This window comes from Methylobacterium nonmethylotrophicum (assembly GCF_004745635.1).
GTDB lineage: Bacteria > Pseudomonadota > Alphaproteobacteria > Rhizobiales > Beijerinckiaceae > Methylobacterium > Methylobacterium nonmethylotrophicum.
The window spans coordinates 24168-43836 of the sequence record NZ_SRLB01000020.1; the positions used below are offsets into that span (position 1 = coordinate 24168).

The 19669-nt window shown below is 72.3% G+C and carries 22 protein-coding genes; 8 read left to right on the forward strand and 14 right to left on the reverse strand.

From position 1 onward, the window contains the following. Positions 1–4 precede the first annotated feature (4 nt). The 4 genes from fdh3B to EU555_RS23995 are packed head-to-tail and all read left to right on the forward strand — an operon-like array spanning position 5 to position 2407. Positions 5–601, forward strand: a complete 597-nt coding sequence (gene fdh3B, locus EU555_RS23980; RefSeq protein ID WP_048442646.1) for a formate dehydrogenase FDH3 subunit beta — start codon at positions 5–7, stop codon at positions 599–601. Positions 602–614: 13 nt separating this feature from the next. Then, the gene (locus tag EU555_RS23985) at positions 615–1616 is read left to right on the forward strand and encodes a formate dehydrogenase subunit gamma (RefSeq protein WP_135417740.1); all 1002 of its coding nucleotides are present in this window, start codon (positions 615–617) and stop codon (positions 1614–1616) included. 33 nt (positions 1617–1649) lie between these two features. Next, positions 1650–1862: a hypothetical protein gene (locus EU555_RS23990; RefSeq protein ID WP_135417741.1), complete on the forward strand. Its 213-nt coding sequence runs from the start codon at positions 1650–1652 to the stop codon at positions 1860–1862. Then, on the forward strand, positions 1859–2407 hold the full coding sequence (locus tag EU555_RS23995; RefSeq protein ID WP_135417742.1) for a hypothetical protein: 549 nt from the start codon (positions 1859–1861) through the stop codon (positions 2405–2407). The genes EU555_RS23990 and EU555_RS23995 overlap by 4 nt, the downstream gene beginning before the upstream one ends. A 153-nt stretch (positions 2408–2560) precedes the next feature. On the opposite strand, the gene EU555_RS24000 is transcribed toward EU555_RS23995, so the two are convergent. From EU555_RS24000 to EU555_RS24020, 5 genes are all read right to left on the reverse strand, one after another. Continuing rightward, a complete protein-coding gene (locus tag EU555_RS24000) occupies positions 2561–3172 on the reverse strand; it encodes a LysE family translocator (RefSeq protein ID WP_135417743.1) in 612 nt (203 codons plus the stop codon). Positions 3173–3236: 64 nt separating this feature from the next. Beyond that, the gene (locus EU555_RS24005) at positions 3237–3773 is read right to left on the reverse strand and encodes a PRC-barrel domain-containing protein (RefSeq protein WP_135417744.1); all 537 of its coding nucleotides are present in this window, start codon (positions 3771–3773) and stop codon (positions 3237–3239) included. Between the two features lie 94 nt (positions 3774–3867). Further along, positions 3868–4878: an Hsp33 family molecular chaperone gene (locus tag EU555_RS24010; RefSeq protein ID WP_135417745.1), complete on the reverse strand. Its 1011-nt coding sequence runs from the start codon at positions 4876–4878 to the stop codon at positions 3868–3870. Between the two features lie 219 nt (positions 4879–5097). Further along, positions 5098–6045 carry an ornithine carbamoyltransferase gene (argF, locus tag EU555_RS24015; protein ID WP_135417746.1) on the reverse strand — a complete coding sequence of 316 codons (948 nt, stop codon included), beginning with the start codon at positions 6043–6045 and terminating at the stop codon, positions 5098–5100. After that, complete coding sequence (locus EU555_RS24020; RefSeq protein WP_135417747.1) at positions 6045–7238, reverse strand: aspartate aminotransferase family protein; 1194 nt, start codon at positions 7236–7238, stop codon at positions 6045–6047. The genes argF and EU555_RS24020 overlap by 1 nt, the downstream gene beginning before the upstream one ends. A 275-nt stretch (positions 7239–7513) precedes the next feature. Here EU555_RS24020 and EU555_RS24025 point away from each other — a divergent pair, with 275 nt between their 5' ends. Beyond that, entirely contained in the window at positions 7514–7987 is a 474-nt protein-coding gene (locus EU555_RS24025; protein WP_135417748.1) for a RidA family protein, read from the forward strand. A gap of 3 nt (positions 7988–7990) precedes the next feature. Further along, a complete protein-coding gene (locus EU555_RS24030; protein WP_135417749.1) occupies positions 7991–8746 on the forward strand; it encodes a glycerophosphodiester phosphodiesterase family protein in 756 nt (251 codons plus the stop codon). Positions 8747–8774: 28 nt separating this feature from the next. Here the strand turns inward: EU555_RS24030 and EU555_RS24035 are convergent, their stop codons facing one another. From EU555_RS24035 to EU555_RS24060, 6 genes are all read right to left on the reverse strand, one after another. Next, entirely contained in the window at positions 8775–9035 is a 261-nt protein-coding gene (locus EU555_RS24035) for a hypothetical protein (RefSeq protein WP_245524460.1), read from the reverse strand. A gap of 88 nt (positions 9036–9123) precedes the next feature. Beyond that, positions 9124–9345, reverse strand: coding sequence for a hypothetical protein (locus tag EU555_RS24040; RefSeq protein WP_135417750.1), 222 nt, complete (start codon positions 9343–9345; stop codon positions 9124–9126). 155 nt (positions 9346–9500) lie between these two features. After that, entirely contained in the window at positions 9501–10388 is an 888-nt protein-coding gene (locus tag EU555_RS24045; protein WP_135417751.1) for an MBL fold metallo-hydrolase, read from the reverse strand. 92 nt (positions 10389–10480) lie between these two features. Further along, positions 10481–10933 (reverse strand): secondary thiamine-phosphate synthase enzyme YjbQ, encoded by a 453-nt coding sequence (locus EU555_RS24050; RefSeq protein ID WP_135417752.1) that lies wholly within the window; start codon positions 10931–10933, stop codon positions 10481–10483. After that, positions 10930–12639, reverse strand: a complete 1710-nt coding sequence (locus tag EU555_RS24055; protein ID WP_135417753.1) for a cisplatin damage response ATP-dependent DNA ligase — start codon at positions 12637–12639, stop codon at positions 10930–10932. The genes EU555_RS24050 and EU555_RS24055 overlap by 4 nt, the downstream gene beginning before the upstream one ends. Beyond that, complete coding sequence (locus EU555_RS24060; RefSeq protein WP_135417754.1) at positions 12636–13712, reverse strand: ligase-associated DNA damage response exonuclease; 1077 nt, start codon at positions 13710–13712, stop codon at positions 12636–12638. The genes EU555_RS24055 and EU555_RS24060 overlap by 4 nt, the downstream gene beginning before the upstream one ends. A gap of 331 nt (positions 13713–14043) precedes the next feature. On the opposite strand from EU555_RS24060, the gene EU555_RS24065 reads away from it, so the two are divergent. Continuing rightward, positions 14044–14961, forward strand: coding sequence for a class I SAM-dependent DNA methyltransferase (locus tag EU555_RS24065; RefSeq protein WP_135417755.1), 918 nt, complete (start codon positions 14044–14046; stop codon positions 14959–14961). 354 nt (positions 14962–15315) lie between these two features. Here EU555_RS24065 and EU555_RS24070 read toward each other — a convergent pair whose 3' ends face one another. After that, a complete protein-coding gene (locus EU555_RS24070) occupies positions 15316–15558 on the reverse strand; it encodes a hypothetical protein (RefSeq protein WP_135417756.1) in 243 nt (80 codons plus the stop codon). Between the two features lie 497 nt (positions 15559–16055). Next, a complete protein-coding gene (locus EU555_RS24075) occupies positions 16056–17258 on the reverse strand; it encodes a pyridoxal phosphate-dependent aminotransferase (protein WP_135417757.1) in 1203 nt (400 codons plus the stop codon). Positions 17259–17470: 212 nt separating this feature from the next. On the opposite strand from EU555_RS24075, the gene EU555_RS24080 reads away from it, so the two are divergent. After that, complete coding sequence (locus EU555_RS24080) at positions 17471–18667, forward strand: helix-turn-helix transcriptional regulator (protein WP_135417758.1); 1197 nt, start codon at positions 17471–17473, stop codon at positions 18665–18667. A 20-nt stretch (positions 18668–18687) separates the two neighbouring features. On the opposite strand, the gene EU555_RS24085 is transcribed toward EU555_RS24080, so the two are convergent. After that, positions 18688–19569 carry a DUF1236 domain-containing protein gene (locus EU555_RS24085; RefSeq protein WP_135417759.1) on the reverse strand — a complete coding sequence of 294 codons (882 nt, stop codon included), beginning with the start codon at positions 19567–19569 and terminating at the stop codon, positions 18688–18690. Between the last annotated feature and the right edge of the window lie 100 nt (positions 19570–19669).

The window sequence follows — 19669 nt, forward strand, 5'->3', positions numbered from 1 at the left end:
CCTCATGGCGCGAATGAAGTTCCTCTGCGACGCGGACCGCTGCATCGAGTGCAACGCCTGCGTCACCGCCTGCAAGAACGAGCACGAGGTGCCGTGGGGCATCAACCGTCGCCGGGTCATCACCCTGAACGACGGCAAGCCCGGCGAGCGCTCGGTCTCGATGGCCTGCATGCACTGCACCGACGCGCCCTGCGCGGCGGTGTGCCCGGTGAACTGCTTCTACACCACGGCGGACGCCGTGGTGCTGCACTCCAAGGACCTGTGCATCGGCTGCGGCTACTGCTTCTACGCCTGCCCGTTCGGGGCGCCGCAATACCCGCGGGTCGGGAACTTCGGCTCCCGCGGCAAGATGGACAAGTGCACCTACTGCTCGGGCGGCCCGGAGGTCGACCTCTCGGTCGCCGAGTACGAGAAGTACGGCTCGAACCGGCTGGCGGAGGGCAAGCTGCCGCTCTGCGCCGAGATGTGCTCGACGAAGTCGCTGCTGGCCGGCGACGGCGAGATGATCGCCCAGATCTACAAGGAGCGGGTGATCAAGCGCGGCTACGGCTCGGGCGCCTGGGGCTGGAAGACGGCCTACCGCGAGACGATCGCGATCTGAGGAAACGATGCCGATGCGCAGGCTCACCTCCCTCTTCCTCCTGGCGGCGACGCTCGCGCTGACGGTTCCGGCCGTCGCGCAGGTGCGCGCGCCGGACGGCGCCCCGAACCCGACCGCCTCCTCGGTCAACGAGGAGATGCTGTTCAAGCAGGACCCGAAGATCCACGGCCGGATCTCGATCCCGAACGCCACCGCCGCCAACCTGATCCAGCCTCAAGGGCGGGAATGGCGCGAGTTCCGCGAATCCTGGATGCCGTGGATCGGGGCGCTGGCCGTGCTCGGCATGATCGTCGCGCTCGGCCTCTTCTACTTCACCCGCGGGCGCATCCGGCTCGAGCACAGCGAGGAATCGGGCAAGAAGATCCTGCGCTTCAACAGCTTCGAGCGTTTCTCGCACTGGATGACCGCGACCTGCTTCATCGTACTGTCGCTGTCGGGCCTCAACTACATCTTCGGCAAGCGCCTGCTGATGCCGCTGATCGGGCCCGAGGCGTTCGCGACCCTGGCGCAGTACGGCAAGTACGCCCACATCTATCTCGCCTGGCCGTTCATGCTCGGCGTGCTGTTCATGCTGGTGCTCTGGATCAAGGACAACATCCCGGGCAAGATCGACTGGATCTGGCTCAAGCAGGGCGGCGGCCTCCTCGGCGACGCGCATCCGAGCGCCGGCCGCTTCAATGCCGGCCAGAAGATGGTCTTCTGGATGGTGGTCGGCTTCGGCTTCGCCATGGGCGCCACCGGCATCATGATGATCTTCCCGTTCGCGGCGACCGACATCAACGGGATGCAGATCATGCAGGTGATCCACTCGCTGATCGGCGTGGTGTTCATCGCCGGCATCCTGGCCCACATCTACATCGGCTCGCTCGGGATGGAGGGCGCCTACGACGCCATGGGCAGCGGCGAGGTCGACCTCGCCTGGGCCAAGGTGCACCACGACCTCTGGGTCAAGGAGCAGCAGGCCAAGACCGCGAGCGGGCCGCAGCTCGGCCGTGGCCAGGTTCCGGCGGAATGACGTGAGTGGAATGTAGCGGGTGCGGAGACAGCGATGAAAGCCTTCCTGATCGCCGTCGTGGCGGCGGTCGTCCTGGCGACTGGGGCGAGCTTCCTGCTCGCCGAGAACCAGCGCTTCGCCTACCAGGCCTTCGCCACCTCCGGCGCCCGGGTCTCGGATCCGGGCACCAACCTCGTCGGCCCGCGTTGGACCGGCGACATCAAGGAGCCGGGCAAGGCCGGCCACAAGGCGGAGGCGGGCTCGTGAGCCGAAACAGCATCGTGATCCGCATCGGCCTCGCCCTCGCCGGAGTCGCGGCGGGTCTCGGGGCGGCCCAGGCGCAGGATGCCGGGGCCGCGCAGCCGAAGCGGCCCGCGGATCTCTGCCAGGAGCTCGTCGCCTTCGTGCACCCCAAGGCGCCGGACCCCGCCCCCGCGGCCGGAGGGCAGCCCGCCACAGCCGCGGTGCAGGCCCCCGACCGGGGCGCGGCGCAGCAGCCGAGCGCCGGCGCCGGCGAGACGCAGCAGAAATCCGGCCTGAGCGGCCCGGTCGCCCAGACTGGGCCCGGCGCGTCCGGCCCGCAGGGTCAGGCCCAGGCCCAGTCCCAGGCCGCCCCCGCCCCGGCCGGCGCGCCGGCCCAGAAGGGACCGAGCCCCGAGCAGGTCGCGGCGGTCGACGCCGCGGCCGGCGCCAACGACCTGCCGGCCTGCCGCGCCGCCGCGCAATCGATCCGCCGTGCCGGCGTGGTGATGCCGGCGCCGCTGCTCGCCCTGTCGGCCCTGGACCTGAAGTTCTTCGCGGCGCAGCAGTGATACGCATTCCGCTTGAACCGTTCTGAGGACGAGTGAAGCGCGAGATCCCCTCTCCCACACGGGAGAGGGGAGAATCGCTTTATCTTTCTCGAATGCATAAAGCGGAAGCCGTACAAGAGGGGCGTCCGGCCTGTGGCTTTCGTCGTGTCTTGATCACGGCCGGCGCGCCAGGGCCAGCCCGAGGCCGGCCCCGACCAGCAGCCCGCCGGTGAGCCGGTTGCGCCAGCGTCCGCGCGCCAGCATCACGCGGGCCCGGCCCGCCAGCAGCGCCCAGACCGCATCGAACCCGATCGCCAGGACGAGGAACGTCGCGGCGAGAAGGGCGAGCTGGCCCAAGGGCTCGGCATCGCGGCTGACGAATTGCGGCAGGAACGCGCCGAAGAACAGCAGCGTCTTGGGGTTGGTCAGCGCCACCAGAAATCCCCGCAGCGCGATCGCCCGGGCGGCGCGAGGCTCCGGTGCGGTCCTCGCCAGGTCGACCGGGGGTGCCCGCCAGGCTCGCAGGCCGAGCCAGGCGAGGTAGGCGACGCCGAACCAGCGCAGCACCTCGAACCACGTCGCCATCATGCCGAGCAGCGCCGAGAGGCCCGCGACCGTGAGGGCGAGCTGGATGGTCAGCGCCACGCTGGTGCCCGCCACGGTGACGAGGCCGTAGCGGCTGCCATGAGCCACGCTGTTGGCGACGATGAGGGCGACGTTCGGTCCCGGGATCAGGATCAGGACCATCGTCGCGGCGACGAATCCGAGATAGAGGTCGAGGGGCATTCAGGCGTCCGGCAGTGAACCGGGCGGCAGCGTGCCATGCACGCCGCCGCCCCGCCAGACGGGCCTACTGCTGCGCGGGCTGCGTCGTGGTGGTGCCGGTGGCGGCCGGGACGTCGGCCTTCGGGTCGGTCTTCTGGGCGTCGGCCTTGGCCTTGTCGGGCTGCTGCCCGAGATAGACGTATTCCGGCGCAGCGCGCAGCTGGTCCTTGTCGGTGTTGATCACCGCCTTCAGGGTCTTGTCGTCGACCCGGCTGACCTGCAGCGCCTCCTTCGCCACCGAGACGTACTTGGTGCCGAGGCCCAGGAAGCCGCCGACGCCGACGACGTAGGACTTCACCGCGAGATCCGGCCCGAGCACGATGTCGGCGATCGAGCCGATCGTCTCGTTGGCGCCGTTCACGATGCTCTGGCCGACCAGCCTCGAGGCGACGAGATCGGTCGGCTCCTGGGCGACGAAGGTCGGCCGCAGGTCGTTGGCGAGGGTGGCGGGGGCGCCCGGAACGGGGGTTGGGCCGGTCTTGGGGCCGCTCGCGTCCTGCGCCAGGCCGGCGCTGGCGCCGGCGACGAGGAGGAACGCGGCGGCGAGGAGGGGGCGGGACATCGACGGCTCCGACTTGGTGACGCCCGACACGGACGGGCGCACTAAGAGTCGGTTGCGCTACGAAATGTTCCCGCCCGCCCCCGCTTTCGCGGCGTCAGGCCTTGGCGGCGGCGATCTCAGCCTCGACCTCGGCCGGGTCGAGGTCGTAGTGCCGCGAGCAGAACTCGCATGTAATGCCGATGCGGCCGTCCTCGCCGACGATGTCGCGACGCTCCTCCTCGGAGAAGCGGCCGATCATCCCCATCACCCGCTCGCGCGAGCAGCGGCAGGCCTCGTGCACCCCTTGCGCCTCGAACACCCGCACGCCGCGCTCGTGGAAGAGGCGGTAGAGCAGGCGCTCGCTCGACACGGTCGGATCGACGAGTTCGTGGTCCTCGATCGTGGCGATCAGGGACTTCGCCTCGACCCAGGCGTCGTCCTCCTGCGGCTGGCTGTCGTCGAGGCGGGTGTGCCCCTCCGGCAGGTCGCCGGGCGGCAGGTCGGCGAGCCGCGCCCGCTCGGGCGAGTGGGGCAGGAACTGCACCAGGAGGCCGCCGGCGCGCCAGGCACTCCCGGACGCCGCGCCGGCGCCCTCGACCTGCTCGGCGACGGCCAGCCGCACCCGGGTCGGGATCTGCTCCGACTGCCGGAAATACTGGTGCGCCGCCTCCTCGAAGCCCTGGCCCTCCAGCGCCACCACGCCCTGGTAGCGGCTCTGGGCCGAGCCCTGGTCGATCGTCATGGCGAGGTGGCCGTGGCCGAGGAGTTGCGCCGTGCCGGCGCGGGGGCCGGCCTCGGCGACCCGCCCGGCATCGAAGCGGGCGGTGGCGCGCACCCGGTCGGGCGCCTCGAAATCCACCACCACCATGTCGACCGGGCCGTCGGACTTGGTCTGGAGCTGGAACCGGCCCTCGAACTTCAGCGACGAGCCGAGCAGCACCGTCAGGGCCGCGGCCTCGCCGAGGAGGCGCGCGACGGGATCCGGGTAGCCGTGGCGGCGCAGGATGGTGTCGACGGACGGGCCGAGGCGCACGACGCGGCCGCGCACGTCGAGGGGCTCGACCGCGAAGGGCAGGATCGCGTCGTCGCGGCCCTCGGAGGCCTGAGAAAGGGACAAATCGGACATGCTCTCACCGCCGCCGGCAAGGCTGACGCGCCGGCTCACACGCAGGATGAAGAAGGTCTCCCGGCGAGGCGCCTTCCGCATGGCCGCGGCGCATGCCCGCGGCAGGGGGGCGGGCAGGCGGAGCGAGGGGCGGGAGACGCCGCGGCGAGAGACCGGCGTACTCCCACATATGGAGGCCCGGGCGATGTTTTCGAAGAGGTGATCGCCGGACGAGGTCGTTCAGGAGACGGCGCCGAGGCACCAGGCCAGGATGCCCTTCTGGGCGTGGAGCCGGTTCTCGGCCTCGTCGAAGACCACCGATTGCGGCCCGTCGATCACCTCGGCGGTGACCTCCTCGCCGCGATGGGCCGGAAGGCAGTGCATGAACACCGCGTCCTTGGCCGCCGCCGCCATCAGCCGGCCGTTGACCTGGTAGGGCATCAGCAGGTTGTGGCGGTAGGCCTCGTCCTCGTCGCCCATCGAGACCCAGCAATCGGTCACGACCGCGTCGGCCCCCGCCACCGCCTCGAACGGGTCGGTGGTCACGGTCAGCTCCGCGCCCTCGGCCCTGGCGCGGGCGATCAGGCTCTCCGGCACCGGCAGCTCCGGCGGGCAGGCGACGTTGAGGCGGAAGTCGAAGCGTGCCGCCGCGTGGGCCCAGGAGGCCAGCACGTTGTTGGCATCCCCCGACCAGGCGACGGTGCGGCCCTTGATGGGCCCGCGATGCTCCTCGAAGGTCAGCACGTCGGCCATGATCTGGCACGGGTGCGAATCCTTCGTCAGGCCGTTGATGACCGGCACGGTGGCGTACTCGGCCAGTTCCAGCATCATGCCGTGGTCGAGGATCCGGATCATGATCGCGTCGACGTAGCGCGACAGGACGCGGGCGGTGTCGGCGACGGTCTCGCCGCGGCCGAGCTGCATCTCGCGGCCGGTCAGCATCAGGGTCTCGCCGCCGAGCTCGCGCATCGCCACGTCGAACGAGACGCGGGTGCGGGTCGAGGGCTTGTCGAACACCATCGCCAGGAACTTGCCGGCGAGCGGCCGCTCCGCCGGCGGCTCGCCCTTGCGGCGGCGGCGCTTCAGGTCGGCGCAGGCGTCGAGGACGGTGCGCAGCTCGGTCTTCGAGAAGTCGGTGAGGTCGAGGAAGTGCCGGGGCCCCGGCGCGATCTTCACGGGCGCGTTCATCACTCGGCGGCCCTCCGGCCCCTCGTCTCCATGGCGGCGCAGGCCGCCTCCAGCTTGTCGAGCGCCGCGTTGACCTCGGCCTCGCCGATGATCAGCGGCGGCAGGAGGCGCACGACGTTGTCGCCGGCCGGGATCACCAGCAGGTGCTCGTCCCGGGCGGCGGCGGCGAAGTCGGTGTTGGGGACGACGAGGCGCAGGCCCGTCATCAGGCCCTCGCCGCGGATCTCCTCGACGACGTCCGGGTGGCGGTCCTTGAGCGCGGCGAGGCGCTGCTTCAGGAGCAGGCCGGTCCGGCGCACGTGGTCGAGGAAGCCGGGGGCCAGGATGATGTCGAGCACGGCGTTGCCCACCGCCATGGCGAGCGGGTTGCCGCCGAAGGTGGTGCCGTGGGTGCCCACCACCATGCCGCGCGCCGCCTCGCCGGTGGCCAGGCACGCCCCCATCGGGAAGCCGCCGCCGATGCCCTTGGCCGAGGACAGGATGTCGGGCGTCACGCCCGACCATTCGTGGGCGAAGAGCTTGCCGGTGCGGCCGATGCCGGTCTGGACCTCGTCCATGATCAGCATCAGGCCGTGCTCGTCGCAGAGCGAGCGCAGGGTGCGCAGCCACTCGTGCGGGACGACGCGCAGGCCGCCCTCGCCCTGGATCGGCTCGATCATCAGGGCGGCGGTCTCGGGGGTGATCGCGGCCTTCAGGGCGTCCAGGTCGCCGAACGGCACCTGGTCGAAGCCGTCGACTTTCGGGCCGAAGCCCTCGATGTATTTCTGCTGGCCGCCGGCCGCGATGGTGGCGAGCGTGCGGCCGTGGAAGGCGCCCTCGAAGGTGACGATCCGGTAGCGCTCCGGGTGGCCGCCGGCGGCGTGGTACTTGCGCGCCATCTTGATGCAGGCCTCGTTGGCCTCGGCACCGGAATTGGCGAAGAACACCACGTCGGCGAAGCTCGCCTCGGTCAGCCTCTGGGCCAGCCGCTCGGCCTCCGGCACCTCGAACAGGTTCGAGACGTGCCAGACCTTCTGGGCCTGCTCGGTGAGCGCCGCGACCAGGTGCGGGTGGCCGTGACCGACGGAGTTGACCGCGATGCCGGCGCCGAAATCGAGGTATCGCGAGCCGTCTCGGGCAACGAGCCAGGCGCCCTCACCGCGCTCGAAGGATACCTTGGCCCGGGCGTAGGTCGGCAGCAGCGAGGAGGTCACGATCTCGTCTCCATCGCGGTCGAGGGTTCGGTCGACCGAAAAACAAAGCGCCGCCTCGAAGGGCGGCACGCGCGCGGATACTATGGAACGAGGACGCCCTGTCAACGCCGCAGGGCGATTATGACGGAAGGGGCGGGGTTGCGGCGAGGCTTGCGGTCGCTCGTCCTTTCGGGGCACAGACCGCGAGCGGCCGCCGTGAAGGGGCCGCGCGCCGACGGACCGGCGCCGTTCCGCGGGCCCAAGCCCCGGGCGGGCCCGGTGGGGAGACCAGACAGATGAGCGCGACCCTCGACCGCCTGAAGGAACTCGGCCTCGCCCTGCCGCCGGCCGCGGCACCCGTGGCGAACTACGTCGCCTTCCGGCGCAGCGGCAACCTGGTCATCGTCTCGGGCCAGCTGCCCTTTGGGCCGAACGGCCAGATCGACCCGGCCCACAAGGGGAAGGTCGGCGCCGGGGTCTCGCCCGAGGCCGCCGCCGAGGCGGCGCGCCACTGCGCCCTCAACGTGCTGGCCCAGCTGCGCTCGGCCGCCGGCAACCTCGACGAGGCGGTGGTGTCCTGCCTGCGGCTCGGCGGCTTCATCAACGCGGCACCGGGCTTCTCGGCGGTGGCCGGCGTGATGAACGGCGCCTCCGACCTGATGGTGCAGGTGCTGGGCGAGCGCGGCCGCCACGCCCGCTCGACGATCGGCGTCGCCGAGCTTCCCCTCGACGCCGTCGTCGAGGTCGAGGGGATGTTCGAGGTCCGCTGAGACATGACCGACCGCCTCGCCCCCGGCTGGCTGACCGCCCGCCCGATCGCCCATCGCGGCCTGCACGACCGCGCGGCCGGCCTCCCCGAGAACACGATCGCGGCGGCCGAGGCCGCGATCGCCGGCGGCTACGCGATCGAGTGCGACGTCCAGCTCAGCCGGGACGGCGAGGCGATGGTCTTCCACGATTCCGGCCTCGGCCGCCTCACCGGCGCCGACGGCCTGGTGCGGGAGCGCGACGCCGCCGATCTCGGGCGGCTGACGGTGCTGGGCAGCGCCGAGCGCGTCCCCACGCTGGGGGATTTCCTCGCCCGGATCGCCGGCCGCACGCCGCTGATCGTCGAGGTGAAGACCCGGCACGACGGCGACCTGGCGCTCGCCCGCCGCACCGCCGAGATCGTGGCGGCCTATGACGGCCCGGTGGCGCTGAAGTCGTTCGACCCCGTCATCGTCGGCGCGCTCGCCGAGCTCAGCCCCGGCCTGCCGCGCGGGATCGTCGCCGAGAGCCGGCACGAGGACCCGGCCTACGCCCACCTGACCGAGGCGGCGCGGCACGGCCTCGCGAACCTCCTGCATGTCGCGGACAGCCGGCCGGACTTCCTGTCCTGGCGCGTCGACGACCTGCCGAATGCCGCCACTCACCTCTGCCGCCTCCTCGGCCGTATGCCGGTGATGACCTGGACCGTGCGCAACGAGGCGCAGGTGAAGCTGGCGCGGGCGCATGCCGACCAGATGGTGTTCGAGGGCTTCCGGCCCTGAGGCGAGGACGGCCTCGCGACCTTGCCCGTCAGGGACGGGCCGGAGCGTGGAACCACGCATAGGCGTGCAGGGCGTGCCCCGGCGCGGCGCGCGGACGGTCGGCGCTCAGGGCGTCCGCGACCGCGTCGGCCTCGTCCATGTCGAGACCGACCTGCAGCACCCCGTCGATGACCGCGATCTCGCCGGAGCGCACGTCGTAGACGGTCCAGCCGTCGCGGTCGCGGCGGATGTCGTAGCGGATCAGGTCGGCACGGGTCGACGGGACGGTACTGGGCGTGTCGGTCTGCATGACTGGCGTCCTGGGCTCATGTCCTGACTGATGGCGACGGGGATACTCCCGTGGGCGGGCGGTCGAGGTGCCGGCGCGCACCCGCCCCTCACTCGCCCCCGACCGGCCCCGCCCGCACGTAGCCCCGCGAGATCAGCCGGTCGCGCTGGCGCGTGCGCCGCTCGGCCTCGCCGAGATCGGCCAGCGCGTCGGCGATCGCCCGCCGCAGGGCCAGGGCGGCGTCGCCCCCGGCTGCCATGAGGTAGGCGGCCGCGATCGTCTCGACGCCGGGGCCCCTCGCCTCCCGTCGCTCTGCCGGCTCATGGGTCATGGCTCTTGGCTCATGGCTGTTCGGCTCACCGCTGCACGCCGCCGGCCCGGCGACTCACGTTAGAACATAACGTGAACAAGCCACGGCGAAGCCGTCTCGGTCAAGCCGCGTTCGTGCGTCCCCGGCGCGGTGTGGAGAGCGGGGACAGCCGGCGCTCAGGGCTTTCGCGTCGCCGCGGGATCGCCCGGGCGCACCGGAGCCTCGACGTATCGGCCCTTCGGCGGCACCGCCACCGCCGCGAAGTCGCGGGCGAGCTGGTGGAGGGCGTGGCGCAGGCCCGGGCCGCGCAGGGGCCGGCCGTGGCCGGTCAGCGCCAGTTCGGGCTCGAGCTGCGCCAGGGCCTCGACCGAGCGCCCGGCGCTCTCCCAGTCGGTGGTGAGGTAGCGCGGCGGCCCATGCATCTCGGGCGCCTGCACGGCGACGGCGTAGACCGATTCCTGCGCCGTGGCGACGAAGGCGTCGCCGGCGATAAGGGTCCGGTCGGCCGGGCGCCAGAGCGAGACGTGGCCGGGCGCGTGGCCGGGCGTGTGGATCCAGCGCCAGCCCGGCAGCGGCGGCACGCTGCCGTCCTCCGGGAGAAGGCGCAGGCGGGCGCCGACATCGACCGGGCTCGTCGGGAAGAGCGGCAACAGCCGGGCGACGAGGCCGCCGCCGACGCTCGGGTCGGGCGGCGGATAGGCGGCGCTGCCGTCGAGATAGGGGCGCTCGAGCAGATGCGCCCAGACCGGAGCGTCCCAGGCCCCGGCCAGGTCCTCCAGCACGCCGACATGGTCGAAATGGCCGTGGGTGAGCACGATCGCGGCCGGCCGGGCCCCGGCGCCGAAGCGGGCGGCAGCGGCCGATTCGATCGCACCCCGCGACCCCATGATCCCGGCATCGACCAGCACCCAGCCGCGGTCGCCGGCGCCGGGGGCGCCCAGATACGCGACGTTGACGATGGCGTGGCGCTGATAGGCGAGGTCCGGCCGGAGCGCATGGGTGCCGTCCGGGCCGGCGGGCTCGTCGGCCACGGCCTCGGGGCCGATCGGGATCTGCTGGGTCATGCCGGCACCTCGCGACGGGATCGCCCCGGCTAATGCCCCTCCGGAGTATCGGTTCCCGCCCGCGGGTCCGCAGCCCGGAGCGTGCCGGATCGTCAGGTCCCGACGAGGTGCAGCACGATCTCGCGCCGGTGCGGCCGGTCGCGGTGCTCGATCAGGTAGATCCCCTGCCACGTGCCCAGCGCCAGCCGCCCGTCGACGAGGGGTATCGTCAGCGCCGCATCGGTCAGGAGGGTGCGGATATGCGCCGGCATGTCGTCCGGGCCCTCGATGCCGTGAACGTAAGGTTCGTTTCGCGGCGCCAGCCGGTCGAGGGCGGTCATCAGGTCGGTGCGCACGTCCGGGTCGGCATTCTCCTGGATCGTCAGGGAGGCCGAGGTGTGGCGGCAGAACACGGTGAGCAGGCCCTGGTGCAAGGCCGCCTCGCGGACGAAGCCCGCGACCGCGTCGGTGATCTCGGTGAAGCCCTGGCCCTTCGTATCGACCGCGAGGCGTCCGGTGGCCTGGCGGGTGACGGCCCCCTGGGCGATCATCTCGACGCGTCTCATCGGGCGATCTCCCGTCCGGGGTGAACCTCTTTCTCGCCGCGGGCGAGGATACGCTCCAGCACGTCGATCCGGTCGGCCTCGGCCGGCGGCTTGTCCCAGCGGATGCGGCTGACGCGGGGAAAGCGCATCGCGACGCCCGACTTGTGCCGGGTCGAGCGCTGCACGCCCTCGAAGGCGATCTCGAGCACCAGCCCCTTGGCGACGCCGTACTCCACCTCCCGCACCGGGCCGAAGCGCTTGGTGGTGTGGTTGCGGACGTAGCGGTCGAGCTTGCCCAGCTCCTCGTCGGTGAAGCCGTGATAGGCCTTGCCCACCGGCACCAGCTCCTCGGCCCCGTCCGGCGCCTCGCGCCAGACCCCGAACGTGTAGTCGGAGTAGAACGACGAGCGCTTCCCGTGGCCGCGCTGGGCGTACATCATCACCGCGTCGACGAGGTAGGGCTCGCGCTTCCACTTCCACCACGGGCCCTTCGGCCGGCCAGGCTGGTAGGCGCTGGTGAGCCGCTTGAGCATCACGCCCTCGATCGCGTCGGCATCCGGCCCGGCCCCGACGGAGGCCGGATCGGCCCGGGCCGCCGCGAGGGCAGGCCAGTCCGCGAAGGGCACCACCGGCGAGAGATCGATGCGGGCGTGATCCAGCCCGGCCACGAAGGCCTCGAGCCGGGCCCGGCGCTCGGCGAAGGGCAAGGGCCGCAGGTCCTCCTCGCCCTCGGCCAGGAGGTCGTAGGCGCGGACATGGGCCGGGAAGTCCTGCAGGAGCTTGCCGGTCACCGCCTTGCGGTTGAGGCGCTGCTGCAGGACGTTGAAGCTCTGCACCCGCCCCTCGCGCAGGATCAGGAGTTCGCCGTCGAGCGCCCCCGAGAAGGTGATCGCCTCGGCGAGGTCCGGGAAGGCACCGGAGATGTCCTCGCCGGTGCGCGAGTAGATCTTTTGGATCTGCCTGCCGTCGCGGTCGCGCCCGCCGGCGAGCTGGACCCGGATGCCGTCCCACTTCCACTCGGCCGAGAAGGCCTCCGGGTCGAGCTTGTCGAGATCCGCCTCCTCCTCGATCGGGTGCGACAGCATGGCTGGGCGGAACGGCGCCGGGTTGACCGATTCCGGCGGGCCGGCCCGGCCCTCGACCCAGGCGAACAGCTCCGGATAGGGCGCGGCCAGCCCGTGCCAGACCTCCTCGACCGCGTCGGCCTCGTGCCCGCCGAGACTCGCCACCGCGGTCTTGGCGAGCCGCGCGGACACGCCGACCCGCAACTCCCCGGTGATGAGCTTGAGGAGCGCCCAGCGCCCGGTCTCGTCGAGGGCATCGAGCCAGGCGGCGAGGCGCGCCGGCAATTCGCCCTTGCCGATGGTGCCCAAGGCCTCGACCACCTCGGACAGGGTCGGGACCGGCGGGTTGTTGTGGCCGGGCCCCGGGGCGTCGCTCCGTCCCGAGTCGTCCCTTCCGGGCCAGATCAGCGCCGTCGCCTCGGCGAGGTCGCCGACGTAGTTGTACGACATCCGGAAGAGCACGGGATCGACCCGCTCCTCGACGAGGCCGCGGATCAGGCCGGGCTTGGCCTCGCGGAAGCTCAAGGAGCCGGTCATGGCGGCGAGCGCGTAGCCGCGGTCCGGGTCAGGGGTGTGGCGGAAGAAGTCCTGGAGCAGGCGCAGCTTGGCGTTGCGCCGCGGCTCGTAGGCGAGGCGGTCGAGGAGGTGGGCGAAGTCGTTCACGCGGCGCTCTCCGCTCCCTGAGGTTCGGGACCTTGGGGCTCGGGACCTTGGGGCTCGGGCTCCGCCTCGCCCTCGTCGCCGTAGCCCAGCATGTGCAGGGGCTTGGCGCGGATCCCTTGCGTGCCGCACCAGTGGACGAGCGCATCCTCCTGGCCGTGGGTGACCCAGACCTCGCCGGCGCCGGTGTCCCGGATGGTGCGGCAGAGGTCGTCCCAGTCCGAGTGGTCGGAGATGACGAGGGGCAGCTCGACGCCCTTCTGCCGCGCGCGGGCCCGCACCCGCATCCAGCCCGAGGCGAAGCCGGTGACCGGATCGGGGAATTTTCGCGACCACAGGTCCTGGATCGCGGAAGGCGGGCAGATCACGATCCGGCCGCCGAGCTTCGGCCGCTCCGCCGCCACGACCTTGACCGTCTCCCCGAGCGGAATCCCCTCGCGCCGGTAGAGCTCGGTCAGCTTCTCCATCGCGCCGTGCAGGTAGATCGGCTCGGAAAAGCCTTCCTCGCGCAGGAGCGCCATCACCCGCTGCGCCTTGCCGAGCGCGTAGGCGCCGACGATGTGGGTGCGCTCGGGGAAGAGCCGCACCGAGTCGAGGAGCTTCTTCACCTCGTCGCGGGCGACCGGGTGGCGGAAGACCGGCAGGCCGAAGGTGGCCTCGGTGATGAACACGTCGCAGGGCACGACCTCGAAGGGCAGGCAGGTCGGGTCGCGCGCCCGCTTGTAGTCGCCCGAATTGACGATCCGGCAGCCGCCCTGCTCGATCGCCACTTGCGCCGAGCCGAGGACGTGGCCCGCGGGGTGGAAGCGTACCGTGACGCCGCCGAGGCGGATCGCCTCGCCGAGCCGCGCCTCCTGGCGGGTCCGGCAGAACTCCTCGCCGTAGCGCACCGCCATGATCCGCAGGGTCTCAGGGGTCGCCAGCACCGCGCCGTGGCCGGCCCGGGCATGGTCGGCATGGCCGTGGGTGATGAGCGCGCGCGGCACCGGGCGGACCGGATCGACGTGGAAATCGCCCGGGGGGCAGTACAGCCCCTCGCGGGTTAGGGTGAGCAGATCGGTGGGACGCGACGCCATTGATCCTCGGCTGGCGGTGAAGCCACTGTGCGGCCGCGTCAGGCCCATCCCGGGAACGGATCAGGCACGGGATCCCCCTCTCCCGTGTGGGAGAGGGGCCGGGGGTGAGGGTGCTACGGTTCTGACGCATGCTCGAACCGTCGTGCTGGCAGCGTGACGGTCCAGCTAAATCGTGAAGCCTGTCACCCTCACCCCTACCCCTCTCCCACACGGGAGAGGGGATCCCGCGCCACTCTCGTCCAGAGGATTTCCCGGGACAGCCTGTCGGCAGCGGAGACGGGTATATAGGCGGCCCGATCCATCCGTCCCGTGCCCCCGGAACCCTCGCGCGATGCCCGTGCCCGTCCGCTCCTCCGGCGACCTCCTCGCCGATCGCCGCTACGCCTGGGCCGAGGCCGCCCTGGCCGAGGGCGATTGCAGCGCCGCCGCCGACCTCGCCGCCCAGGTGCTGGACTTGGCCCCCGGCTACGGCCCGGCCTGGCTGCTGCTCGGGCGCGCCCGCGCCGCCGACCCGGCGACCCGCGGAGCGGCGGCCGAGGCGTTCCGGCAGGCGCTGGCCCTCGATCCGGACGATGCGCTGGGCGCGCGCCTGCATCTCGCGGAACTGGGCGAGGCGGACGAGGACGTGATCTCGCCGGCCTACGTCCGGGCCTTGTTCGACGGCTATGCCGGCCGCTTCGAGCGTCACCTCGTCGAGGGCTTAGGGTATTGCGGCCCGGCGCTGATCCGGGCGGCGCTGGAGCGCCTGCGGGGGCCCGCGGCGCGGTTCGCCCATATCCTCGACCTCGGCTGCGGCACCGGCCTGATGGCGCGGGCCCTCGACGGGATGGCCGGCGCGCTCGCGGGCGTCGATCTCTCCCCGGGCATGCTGGCCGAGGCCCGCCGCGGCGGCCGCTACGCCCGCCTGCACGAGGGCGACCTGCGGGATTTTCTCGACCGTGAGCCCCCGGCGAGCGCCGACCTCGCGGTGGCGGCCGACGTGTTCATCTACCTGCGCGAGATCGGGCCGGTCCTGCGGGAGACTGCCCGGGTGCTGGAGCCCGGCGGCCTGTTCGCCTTCACGGTGCAGTCCCATCCGGGCGCGCACGGCACCGTGCTGGGCACGGACGGGCGCTACGCCCACGGCGTCGAGAGCGTTCGGGAGGACGCGGCGGCGGCGGGGCTGCGGGTGGCGCTGCTCGAGCCGGCGGAGATCCGGCGCCAGAACGGGGTGGGCGTGCCCGGGTGGCTGGCGGTGCTGGAGCGGTGAGGCCGTACTGTATCAAGTTACCGTACCGGCGGATTTCATATCCCCACCGTCATTCCGGGGCCGCGCAGGATGTCAGAGCCTGTTTGACGTGTCTGGACAATTTTTCCCACCCTCGACCTCATCCTGAGGTGTCAGTCGATTGAAGATCGACTGACCTCGAAGGAGGGCTCCAGGGATCACTGAGCCTGCTGGAGCCCTCCTTCGAGGCTCCTTTCACGTGCGATCTTCGATCGCCAGCACCTCAGGATGAGGTCGTAGATGGGATGGATCATGTCTGTCTAATACTCTTCTCGGCAGTCAACCAGGCTCTCAGACGCCGTCGAGAGATCTTGCGAGAGATCTTGCCGATGCGCGTCAGCGCCGCCTGGCCTCCCCCGAGGCCTCCGACATCAGCCGGCCGAGGCCGCGCTGGTCGAGGCGGGCGGGCGCGTCGCCGCGGCGGGGCGCCAGGGTGCCGGTGGTGGCCGGATCGGTCACGGCGGCCAAAGCCGGGCCCGGCGCCCGGTCCTTCTCGCGCAGGGCGATCCAGTTCGCGGCCGTGGTCAGGGCGGCGATCGCGATGATGACTTTGATTCCGCCGGTGAGGAGGCGCCACATGGCTGGTCGGGACCCGGGATGTCGAGGACGGCCGCTGGTTCCGGCGCGTCCCGCACTCTTGCGCCGCAATGCTTAACGGGCGGCTCAGGCCGTCCCGGGCGCGGCGTCCCGCTCCGGGAGCCGGCATCCGCGAAGTCTGGTGGGCCATGCGCCAGGGCCGCGGTTCCTGTTCCCCGAACCCGTGACGCTCCTGCGACTGCTCGGCCCACTGAGCCTCACAGGAATGGGTTGCAGAGAACTGGTCCGCCCCACCCCGTCATCGCCGACCTCTTTGCCGCACAGCCCGGATGGGTTCCGGACGCCTCCGGGCGCGCCGGCATCGAGGATGGCCCGTGTAAGCCAGACCGGGCCGGCGGAGCAACCCGAATGCGGGCGCCGACCTTGCGTCGAAACGCGCCGGCCGGCGACGGTTGACCCGCGCATGAAAAAACCCGGCGGGCGCGGGCCGGCCGGGTCGATTCGTGGGGGGAGACCGCCCGGGAAGGGCGGTCCGGCCGTCAGCGCAGCGAGCCGCAGAAGCGCTGGATGCGGCTGCAGGCCTCCTCCAGCAGCTGGTTCGAGGTCGCGTAGGAGATGCGCAGGTTGGGGCCCAGCCCGAAGGCCGAGCCGTGCACCGACGCGACGCCCTCCGCCTCAAGCAGGCCGAGCACGAAATCCTCGTCGGTCTCGATCACGCGGCCCTCCGGCGTGCGCTTGCCGATCAGCTCGGCGCAGGACGGGTAGACGTAGAACGCGCCCTCCGGCGTCGGGCAGCGCAGGCCGTTGGTCTGGTTGAGCATCGACACGACGAGGTCGCGCCGGGTCTGGAACGCGGCCCGGAACTGCGCCAGGTGGTCCTGCGGCCCGTCGAGGGCGGCGACCGCCGCCCATTGCGAGATCGTGGCGGCGCCCGAGGTCTGCTGGCCCTGGACGAAGTCCATCGCCTTGATCAGGTGCTCCGGGCCGGCGGCGTAGCCGATGCGCCAGCCGGTCATGGCGTAGGACTTCGAGACGCCGTTCATGGTCAGCGTCCGCTCGTAGAGCGCCGGCTCGACCTGGGCCGGGGTCACGAAGGTGAAGTCGCCGTAGACCAGGTGCTCGTACATGTCGTCGGTGAGCACCCAGACATGGGGGTGACGCACCAGCACGTCGGTCAGCGCCTTCATCTCGGCGTGGCTGTAGGCGGCGCCGGACGGGTTCGAGGGCGAGTTGAGGATCACCCACTTGGTCTTCGGCGTGATGGCGCGCTCGAGCTCCTCGGGCTGGAGTTTGAAGTTCGTCGCCATCGTGGTCTCGGCGAAGACCGGGGTGCCGCCGCACAGCCCGACCATCTCCGGGTAGGACACCCAGTAGGGCCGGGGGATCACCACCTCGTCGCCCGGGTTGAGGGTGGCGAGCAGCGCGTTGTAGATCACCTGCTTGCCGCCGGTGCCGACGATGGTCTGGCTCGGCTTGTAGTCGAGCCCGTTCTCGCGCTTGAACTTCCTGGCGATCGCCTCGCGCAGGGGCACGATGCCGGAGACCGGCGGGTACTTCGTCTCGCCGCGGGCGATCGCGTCCACCGCCGCCTGCTTGATGTGCTCGGGCGTGTCGAAGTCCGGCTCGCCGACCGACAGGCTGATGACGTCGCGCCCCTGGGCCTTCAGGTCCCGCGCCTTCTGGGTCATCACGATGGTGGCGGAGGGTTTCACGCGCGAGAGGGCGTCGGCCAGAAAGCCCATGATGTCGACTCCAGAAACGTCCTGATGAAGTGGCCCGGCCCGGCCCCTGGCCGTCCGGGTCTTCGGGCGGGCGGGACCCTAGTCGGGCGCGCCACCGCGAGCAAGCGCCGCGATGCCCGAAGAAGAGGCTGTCGCGACGCGCGAAATCGGTGATCCTGGGCAGCCGCGCGTGCGGCCCGACACCGTGGCGGGGCAGGGAAAAGCCCAGAACGGTGGCCCGGACGTTTGCCAGCGGGATGACGGCGATGGGCGAGGCGGAGCGCGTGCGCAGGGTGAGCGAGGAGATCGGCCTCGCGGTCGACCACGCCGCCTGCGACCCGGGGGCGTGGGACGCCGTGATGGCGGAGATCGGCCGGCTGATGCCCGGGGTGTGGCCGGTGCTCCAGGTCGTCGATGCCGGCGCCGGGACCGGGCTGCCCCTGGTGTCCTGGGGCTGGGATCCGGCCGTGATCCAGTCCTACGAGGCGCATTACGGCACGGTAAATCCGTGGATCTCCGTGATCCTGACGACGCCCGCCCTGGTGGCGATGCATTCCGAGACGCGGATGCCGGTCTCGAGCTTGCGCCACACCGAGTTCTACACCGACTGGCTGTCGCGCCTCGGCGGCATGACGGCCTCGAGCGGGATCAAGCTCATCGACGCCGAGGGCCGCCTGGCGGTGCTGAACCTGCAGCACGACCTGGCGCGGGCCGAGCGCGACCTGCCGTCCCTCGCGGCGGTCATGGAGCGGATCGGCCCGCGGATGCGCCGGGCCCTCGACACCAACCGGGCCTGCTTCCCGCCGAGCGCCGCCCGCCTGCCCGGGGAGACGCTGCTCGACCGGGTGGCCGATCCGGCCTTCGTGGTGACCCGGGACCTGCGCCTCGTCGAGGCGAGCCGCGCCGGGCACGCGATGCTGGCCGAGGGCGAGGTGCTGCGGGTCGGGGCGCTGGACCGGATCCAGGCCCGGCCTCCGGGCCTCGCCGCGGCGATGGCGCGCGAGGCGGCGCTCGCCTGCAGCGACGGCCCGGTCCCGGGGCCGCCGCCGGGGCCGGTGAGCGCGGGGGCGGAGACAGGGGGGGCGGAGGCCTGGCACGTCACGGCGATCGGCCTGCGCCAGGATCTCCGCGGCGTCCTCGGGATGGCCCGGCTCCTGGTGCCCGAGCACCTCGCCCTCGTGGTCCTGCGCCGGATCTCCGCCGCCGGTCACCGGGCGCAGGACCGCCTGGCCGAGCTCGGGCTCTCTCCGGCGGAGGCCCGGCTCGCCCTCCAGATGGACGGCTCGCGCTCCCTCGTGCAGGCTGCCGCGAGCCTCGGCATCCGCCACGAGACCGCCCGCTCGCAGCTGCGCCAGGTCTTTGCCAAGCTCGGGGTGTCGCGGCAATCCGAGCTCGCGGTGTTCATCCTCCGGCTCAGGCAGCAGGCCTGAGCCGGATCGTTCCGGCGCCCTCAGCCCTGGATCACGTCGACGATCTCGTAGGTGTCCGGGTCGATGATGACGATGTCGTCCTGCACCAGCACGTACCTATACCCGCGATAGGCCGGGACCAGGGTGAGGATCGCCGGCGGCAGGGCGTGCAGGGTCACCGAGCGCGGCACCGCGGTGCCGACGTTGAGGCTGAAGTTGACGTTCGTCACCGGGCGCACGCCGGAGCGCACGATGGTCTGGCGGAACTCGGTGCGCTGGGTCGTGTCGAGGCGCGAGACGGCGCCCCGGGCCTCGGACCGGCCGCCGCCCCGCTCGCCGCGCTCGGCCCCGCGCTCGCCGCGCTCACCGTTACGCTCGCCACGCTCGGTGCCGCGCTCACCCCGTTCGCCACGTTCGGCTCCACGCTCGCCGCGCTCGCCGCGTTCGGCTCCGCGCTCGCCACGCTCGCCGCGTTCAGCTCCGCGCTCGCCGCGCTCCGCACCGCCCTGCTGGGCCCCGCGTCCGCCGGCGCCAGGCTGAGCCCCCTCGCCTCCGGCCCGGCCCGGCTGCCCCGGAGCGCCCGCTGCACCGGCCCCGCCGCCCGGCTGCCCCGGGGCACCCGCCGCACCGGCCCCGCTGCCTGGCTGCGCTGCACCGCCGCGAGGACCGGCTCCGCCGCCGGCCCCCACGCCCGCTCCGCCGGCCCCGCCGCCGGCGCCCATGCCGGCACCGCCACCGGCGCCACCCGCGCCGCCGCCCGCACCTGCGCCGGGGCCGCCCGCGGCTCCACCGGCCGCACCGGCCCCCGCACCACCGCCCCCGGCGCCGCCGCCGGCACCCCCGGCGCCGCCCTGCGCGAAGGCGGTGGCCGCACCGATCACCAGCACGGCGGCCGTCATCGTCCCGCGAATGAGCTTGCTCATGACCCTCTCCCGACACCGTACCCGTGACGGCCGGCAACGCGGGCCGTCACAGTGTCGGGCCGCAACGGAGAGGTGTGGGAAATGGTTCCGGATCAGGCAG